General features: G+C 32.1%; 4 protein-coding genes. 3 read left to right on the forward strand and 1 reads right to left on the reverse strand.

The window, feature by feature from the left end; all coding sequences use genetic code 11:
• Nucleotides 1–136 precede the first annotated feature (136 nt).
• Genes J5G60_RS16460 through J5G60_RS16470 form a run of 3 tightly spaced genes read left to right on the forward strand, consistent with a single transcriptional unit; the run spans nt 137 to nt 2941 of the window.
• Nucleotides 137–1846: a LytS/YhcK type 5TM receptor domain-containing protein gene (locus J5G60_RS16460; RefSeq protein WP_150358864.1), complete on the forward strand. Its 1710-nt coding sequence runs from the start codon at nt 137–139 to the stop codon at nt 1844–1846.
• Nucleotides 1839–2612 (forward strand): LytR/AlgR family response regulator transcription factor, encoded by a 774-nt coding sequence (locus J5G60_RS16465; protein WP_150358865.1) that lies wholly within the window; start codon nt 1839–1841, stop codon nt 2610–2612. Before J5G60_RS16460 ends, J5G60_RS16465 begins: the two co-directional genes overlap by 8 nt.
• 38 nt (nt 2613–2650) lie before the next feature.
• Nucleotides 2651–2941, forward strand: coding sequence for a thiamine-binding protein (locus J5G60_RS16470; RefSeq protein WP_150358866.1), 291 nt, complete (start codon nt 2651–2653; stop codon nt 2939–2941).
• A 103-nt stretch (nt 2942–3044) separates the two neighbouring features.
• Here J5G60_RS16470 and abc-f read toward each other — a convergent pair whose 3' ends face one another.
• Complete coding sequence (gene abc-f / locus J5G60_RS16475) at nt 3045–4958, reverse strand: ribosomal protection-like ABC-F family protein (RefSeq protein WP_150358867.1); 1914 nt, start codon at nt 4956–4958, stop codon at nt 3045–3047.
• Nucleotides 4959–5152 lie beyond the last annotated feature (194 nt).

A 5152-nucleotide genomic window follows, 5' to 3' on the forward strand; every position in this document is an offset into this window, starting at 1 on the left:
TTGTTATATAATTATATATAAATAATTTGTGTTTTGAACAAATAATGCAGGAGATTGGACTTTGGCGCACTATAGGAACAAAAGTATTAGAGTTATGCTAGAAGTCGGCTAATGCAGTTTTTAGAGGTGGTAAATTTTGATATATATTCAATTGCTTGAAAGTATGGCACTTATAGCTATATCTGCATATATATACAATCAATCTCATGTTTTAAAAAATATGATTAAAGGTGAGCTGAAATTCATAGATAAAATTGCACTTATAGTGTTTTTCAGTTTATTGGGTATTATAGGTAATTATACTGGAGTAAATGTAGAGCCCTATGCTATGGATAATATCAGGCCAATGGGCTCTATACAAGCAGGATATATTGGACTGCACGATGCCATAGCAAATACAAGACCTATAGCAGCTATAGTAGCAGGGTATATAGGGGGGCCTGTATTTGGAGTGATAGTTGGAATTATAGCAGGAACTCACAGATATTTTTTAGGAGGATTTACTGCCCTTTCCTGCGGAGTTGCCACTTTGGCAGAAGGATTGGTTGGAGGACTTATAAAAAAACTCTCGAAAGATGAAGGTTTTAATCTTAAGAAGGTATTTATTGGAGCAGTGGCGGCAGAATGCTGTCAGATGATTATAATTTTAATACTTTCCAGACCGTTTAGTTCAGCCCTTAAATTAGTAGAGATTATAGCGGTACCTATGATTCTCATAAATTCTCTAGGTTCAGTAATTTTTATAAATATAATAAAAAGTGCAAAGGAGGAATACGATAGAATTGGTGCTATAGAAGCACAGAGAGCTCTTAATATTACAAAAAAAACTGTAAATTATATGAGAAAGGGACTTAACGAAAAAACGGCAAAAAATGTTTCTGAAATAATATATGAGATGACCAATGCAGATGGCATATTTATAGGAGATAAAAATGGATTTTTAGCTTATTCTGGAATTAGTATACATGAAGAAAAATTAAGACAGGAGATACAAAAATACAATAAATCACCTGATTATAAAATTATTGAACTGCAATATGATGGTAAATCCATGTTTTTTGTTTGTGCTCCATTTAAAATACCCAACTCAGGTTTTGAAGGAGTGCTTGGATTGGGGGTGAGGTTGAAGAAAAATATTAATCCCTATTTCATACAATTTGGGAAAGAATTAAGTGATCTCCTATCCAACCAGATAGAACTATATAAATTGAATAAATTGGCTAAAGAGGCATCTACGGCAGAATTTAGAGCTTTAAGAGCTCAGATAGAACCACACTTTTTGTTCAATGCACTAAATACCATAGCTTCTTTTTGCAGAACAAATCCTTCAAAGGCCAGAGAGCTTATAATAGATCTGTCCAATTATTTTAGGCAAACATTAAAAAGACAGGAGGATTTTGTTTATCTGAAAGATGAGATTGAATTTATTCAATCCTACCTTTCCATTGAGACAGCTAGGTTTGGTAATAGATTACAGTTAATTATTGATATACCGGATGAAATGATGGATGAGAAAGTGCCTGTATTTGTGCTTCAGCCGATTGTGGAAAATGCTATAAAACACGGTATATTGCCTAAGCCGGAAGGCGGGAAAGTATACCTTGAGGCATTTTTTGAAAATGATGAAATACGTTTTTGTATAACAGATACAGGAGTGGGGATGAATGAAGAAAGACTAAATGAAGTTTTAACTAAATGGCCGGGTATAGGGCTGAAAAATGTAAATGAGAGATTGAAATTGTTATATGGAGAGGATCATGGGCTTGATATAAAAACATCTGTAAATAATGGAACCAAGATTAGTTTTTTAATATCGATGAGGGAGGTTTCATCAATAAATGGATAAATTGAGATGTGTTATTGTAGAAGATGAGATACCTGCTGCAGAGGAGTTGAATTATATAATATCACAGCACAAGGGTATATCTGTAGAGGGAATTGCATATGATGGTAAAACTGGCATGGAACTTGTAAAATCAAAAAAACCTGATGCGGTATTTCTAGATATAAATATGCCGGTGGAAAATGGTATGGAAGTTGCTAAGAATATTAAAAGATTTGATGAACATGTTGATATAATCTTTGTCACTGCTTATGAGGAACATGCAGTAAAAGCTTTTGAGTTAAATGCGTTGGATTATGTCTTGAAACCCTTTGATGAAAAAAGGATAGCTATTACCATAGATAGGCTTATGCAGAAAAGTGATGACAAAAATACAGAGGACGGGAGAATATCAAAGGATATTTTGAATGAATTGATAGATAAAATGGATAAGGAAAAAAAACTGGTTAAGAAAATACCTTGTGAGAGGCAGGGTAAGATAATACTGGTAAATGTAAAGGATATCTACTACTGTTATATAAAAGATGATAAAACCTATGTGAAGGTTAAAAATGATAGTTACTTAGTGGGATATACTTTAGGTCAAATAGAAGAAAGAACTAATTTTTTTAGATCTCACAGGAGTTTTTTAGTGAATATAGATAATATTAGAGAATTGTATTCCTGGTTTAATGGCACATATAAATTAGTAATGGATGATGAGAAAAAATCTGAGATACCGATAAGCAGAAACAATGTAAAAAAATTAAAAAGTCTTTTGAAAATGTAGTAAGAGCTATGATAATTTGACAATAGGAGGTTGATGTTATGGCATTGGCAAATGTGAGTATACAGGTTTTACCTGTAGTTGAAGAGAAGGATCTTTATGGTGTAGTTGATAAAGTAATAGAATATATAGATTCCTGTGGTGTAAAATATGAGGTAGGACCTATGGAAACTACTATGGAGGGAGAATTGAGTCAGCTTTTAAAAATAGTGGAAACTGCCCAAACCATATGTGTGGAGCAAGGGGCTTCAAGGGTGGCATCTGTAGTGAAAATAGATTATAGACCCTCCGGAGTTACTATGGAAGAGAAGATAGGAAAATATAGAAAGTAAGTTAATTGAAAAAGTTTTAGTCGATCTTATGGGTACGGTAGAGCTCTCTCATGAAAAATGGTTTTTATACCGTACCTAAAAATGATCTAAAAATTGGCATAACTTATAGCATTTTTTCCCATCTGCTGTATAGGTCATCTATTTTACTCTGTGTGTCCAGAACTTTTTTGTTTATCTCGCTGCTTTTTTTGGAGTCAGAATAAACTTCCTCTAGGCACAATTTTTTTTGTAATTTTGACAAAAAATTCTCTAAACTTGATATTTCTTCTTCAATGTAATCTATTTCAGCTTTTTTTTCATGTTGTTTTTTTTCAAGAGCTCTTTTCTTTTTTTTATCATGCTGTATCTGAGTTTTAGTTTTACCTCTATTTTTTTCCTGTTTCTCAAATCTCAATGGATTGTTCTTTTTTTCAATATAATAGGAATAATTTCCGAGATATTCCTTCATGCCATTTTTCTTTAACTCATATATTTTATTTACAGATTTATTTAAAAAATATCTGTCATGGGAGATTACGAGTAAAGTGCCATTATAATTTAACAATGCTTCTTCCAGAGCCTCTCGAGAGGTTATATCCAGGTGATTTGTAGGCTCATCTAGAAGCAAAAAATTGGCTTTGGATAATATCAGCTTTAATAAATTTATTCTACATTTTTCACCACCGCTTAAAGATGAAATTTTCTTGAATACTTCATCTCCGGTAAAAAGGAAACTAGCCAGCGAATTTCGTATTTCTGTGGCAGTTAGTTTAGGAAATTTATCCCATATCTCACCTAAGACTGTTTTTTCAGGATCTAGATCAGACTGCTCCTGATCATAATATCCTATTTCTACATTCCTGCCTAGTAGACATATGCCAGTGTCTTTTTTAATTTCTCCCATAATTATTTTGAAAAGAGTGGTTTTGCCACAGCCGTTTTCGCCAATAATTGCTGTTTTTTCACCTTTTTTTAGCTTAAAGTTTAAATTCTGGAATAAAATATTATTGTTGAAACTTTTACTCATATCTTTTACCTGCAGCACATCATCTCCACTGTTTAGCTGGGTTTTAAATATTACATTTTTAATTTTTTTATCTTTGTCTGGTGGAGCTATTCTCTCTAATTTATTCAGCATTTTTTCCCGGCTTTCTGCTGCTTTTATACTTTTTTCCCTATTAAATGATCTGTATTTTTTGATAATTTCTTCCTGCTTTTTTATTTCCATCTGCTGTATGTTATATGCTTTTAATTGAATTTCATAGTTTCTTTTTTTAAGTTCAAGATATTTGGTATAATTGCCGTTATAATAATTTATATGACCATTTATGAGCTCAATGGTTGAATGTGTTATGGCATCTAAAAAATATCTATCGTGGGATATCAGTATTACAGTGCCCTTATAAGCTTTTAAATAATCTTCCAGCCATTCTATGGCATCTAAATCCAAATGGTTGGTAGGTTCATCAAGTAGAAGTATATCGGGTTTTGTAAGGAGAAGCTTGCAAAGGGCCACACGCGTTTTTTTACCACCGCTTAACACGTTTATAGGTGTGCTGTATTCATCCTCTGTAAAACCGAGTCCCTTTAGGGTTTTCCCTATTTCCGCCCTATAAGTGTATCCCCCTCTATTTGAATAAAGCTCTGAGCAGGTAGTGTAATCATTTATCAGCTTATTGTGATATTCTTTTCTGGCTGTATCATAGGGTTTGCTCATTAATGATTCCAATTTATCAAGTTTTTTTTCAAGATTAACAAGATCCTCAAATACAGTATACATTTCATCATATATTGTATTTGAAGAATCTAAAGACAGATGCTGGGTTAAATACCCTAGAGTTTTAGATCTATCTATATACAGATCTCCGCTATCATAGTTTGATTTATTTGTTAAAATGTCGAACAAGGTAGACTTGCCGGTTCCATTTGGACCTATGAGGCCGACTTTATCTCCTTCATTTATATTGAAAGTTACATCTCCGAGTATAACTTTTATCCCATAGCTTTTATGGATATTTTTACAGCTTAAAACTATCATGAATAATAACACCTTCCTTGATCATTAACATTTTACTATGTATAATGATTTTTTTGTAGCCCTAATTTATTAAAATATATAGATATATTAAATGGTAGTAAATATAAAAATAATAAAAAAGAAACTATTGACATATGTTATAATTAAATAATAGTATAAATTATAGAAATAAATCATTTAGGACTATTTTATTA

This window comes from Clostridium sp. HV4-5-A1G (assembly GCF_900184915.1).
GTDB lineage: Bacteria > Bacillota > Clostridia > Clostridiales > Clostridiaceae > Clostridium_B > Clostridium_B aromativorans.

Bases quoted from the DNA above. Each gene is read 5' to 3' on its own strand.
- J5G60_RS16470 (WP_150358866.1), top strand. From the start codon at position 2,651: ATGGCATTGGCAAATGTGAGTATACAGGTTTTACCTGTAGTTGAAGAG.
- abc-f (WP_150358867.1), bottom strand. From the start codon at position 4,958: ATGATAGTTTTAAGCTGTAAAAATATCCATAAAAGCTATGGGATAAAA.
- J5G60_RS16465 (WP_150358865.1), top strand. From the start codon at position 1,839: ATGGATAAATTGAGATGTGTTATTGTAGAAGATGAGATACCTGCTGCA.